This window comes from Streptomyces aurantiacus, from assembly GCF_001418335.1.
GTDB lineage: Bacteria > Actinomycetota > Actinomycetes > Streptomycetales > Streptomycetaceae > Streptomyces > Streptomyces aurantiacus.
In genome coordinates this window covers 1-2,100 of record NZ_LIPP01000441.1, presented here as the reverse complement: position 1 = coordinate 2,100, position 2,100 = coordinate 1, and the positions used below count along the sequence as shown (strand labels likewise).

Genomic DNA, 2,100 nt, shown 5'->3' with positions numbered 1-2,100 from the left:
TACGGGCGCAGCATCATGCTCGGTTTCCATGCCGCGTACAGCCTCGGCGGGATCATCGGGGCGTCGCTCGCGTGGGCCGGGGCGCACTGGGATCTCGCGTTGTTCGTGTCGTATCTGCCCGTCGTGGTGGTGCTGCTGCCCGCCGCGCTGGTGGGGAGCCGGTGGTACGTCGACGGGGGCGGCGGGCCCGCGGCGGTCCCGGCGCCGGGCGGGGAGGTTCCGGGCGAGCCAGGCGGCGCGGGGGTGGGGCTCAAGTTGCTGCTGCCGCTGTGTCTGGTGATGGCCTTCGCGTACATCGGTGACTCGACCGTCTCCAACTGGAGTGCCAAGTACCTCCAGGACGTGCTCGGCAGCTCGGAGCAGCTGGCGACCGTTCCGTACAACGTCTACATGGTCACCACGCTGCTCGGGCGGGCGGTGGGGGACTTCGGAGTACGGCGGTTCGGGGCCGCGGCGGTCGTGCGGGTCGGGGCGCTGGTCGCGGCCGTGGGCTTCGCGGTCGTGGCGGGGGCTCCCGGGGCCTGGGTCGGGATGCTCGGCTTCACCTTTGTGGGGTTCGGGCTGTGTGTGATCGTGCCGCAGACCTTCGCGGCGGCGGGGAGGCTGTTCCCCGGGGCGGCGGACGCGGCCGTCGCCCGCCTGAACATCTTCAACTATGTGGGGTTTCTGGTCGGTTCGCCCCTCGTGGGGGCTCTGGGCGATGCGTGGAGCTATCGGGGAGCGATGCTCGTACCGATGGTGTTGGTGCTGGTGACACTGTTGTACGCCCGCTCGTTCGCTTCTGGACCTGCCGGATACGGTGACGGGCATGAGCGGCCGCGCACAGCTGATGTGGGACGAGGCAGTAACGGGCTATGACTTCGGTCCGGACCATCCGATGGATCCGGTCCGGTTGGCGCTGACCCGGCGACTGGTCGACGCCTTCGGGCTCGACCGGGAGGTGGACGTCGTCGCGGCCAAGGCCGCCGGGGACTCGACCCTGCGGCTGGTGCACAGACAGGACTACGTCGAGGCGGTCAAGGCCGCCTCCGTGGACCCCGGGGCGGCCGACGGGAAGTACGGCCTCGGCACCCTGGACGATCCCGCCTTCGCCGGTATGCACGAGGCGTCCGCGCTGATCGCCGGGCAGTCGGTGGGCGCCGCCGAGGCCGTGTGGCGCGGCGAGGCGCTGCACGCGGTGAACTTCGCGGGCGGGCTGCATCACGCGATGCCCGGGGGCGCGTCCGGGTTCTGCATCTACAACGACGCCGCGCTGGCCGTCGCCCGGCTGCTGGAACTCGGGGCCGAACGGGTCGCGTACGTGGACGTGGACGTGCACCACGGCGACGGTGTGCAGGCCGCCTTCTGGGAGGACCCACGGGTCCTGACGGTGTCGTTGCACGAGCATCCGAGGACCCTGTTCCCGCAGACCGGGTGGCCCGAGGAGACCGGGGCCGCGACGGCGGAGGGTTCCGCCGTGAACGTGGCGCTGCCGGCCGGGACCGGGGACGCGGGGTGGCTGCGGGCCTTCCACTCCGTCGTGCCGGAGCTGATCGCCGACTTCCGGCCGCAGGTGCTGGTCACTCAGCACGGGGCCGACACGCACTTCGAGGATCCGCTCGCTCACCTGGCCGTGTCGCTCGATGCCCAGCGGGCCGTCCAGGTGGCCTGCCATGAACTGGCACACGAGTACGCCGAGGGGCGGTGGGTCGCCCTCGGCGGGGGCGGGTACGCCGTGGTGGATGTCGTGCCGCGGTCCTGGACGCACCTGGTGGCGATCGCCGCCGGGCGGGAGGTGGCGCCCGAGTCGGTCATTCCCGAGAGCTGGCGGCAGGACGTGTTCGCCCGCACTCGGCAGTTGGGGCCCGCGAGGATGACCGATGGGCGGTGGCCTGTGGAGTGGGTGGGGTGGGAGGCGGGGTACGACCCCGCGGATCGGTTGGATCAGGCGGTGCTGGCCGCGCGGCGGGCGGTGTTCCCCCTGCGGGGGTTGTTGGCGTAGCCCTTTGCGGGCGGCCCACCTTGCTGTCTTCGCCCCCGCCGCCCCTACCCTTCCCGTCACTACTGGGGGCTGCGCCCCCAGACCCCCGCTATCGGCCTGAACGGCCTCGTCCTCAAACG

At 72.0% G+C, this 2,100-nt stretch carries 2 protein-coding genes; both read left to right on the top strand.

Going from position 1 to position 2,100, the window contains the following annotated elements:
* Positions 1 to 858 (top strand): MFS transporter (locus AOK01_RS38160; protein WP_055519944.1); only part of this gene is annotated, 858 nt, incomplete at its 5' end.
* Complete coding sequence (locus AOK01_RS38155) at positions 809 to 1,981, top strand: acetoin utilization protein AcuC (RefSeq protein WP_055519941.1); 1,173 nt, start codon at positions 809 to 811, stop codon at positions 1,979 to 1,981. The genes AOK01_RS38160 and AOK01_RS38155, both read left to right, overlap by 50 nt.
* Positions 1,982 to 2,100: the final 119 nt, after the last annotated feature.

Bases quoted from the DNA above. Each gene is read 5' to 3' on its own strand.
- AOK01_RS38155 (WP_055519941.1), top strand. From the start codon at position 809: ATGAGCGGCCGCGCACAGCTGATGTGGGACGAGGCAGTAACGGGCTAT.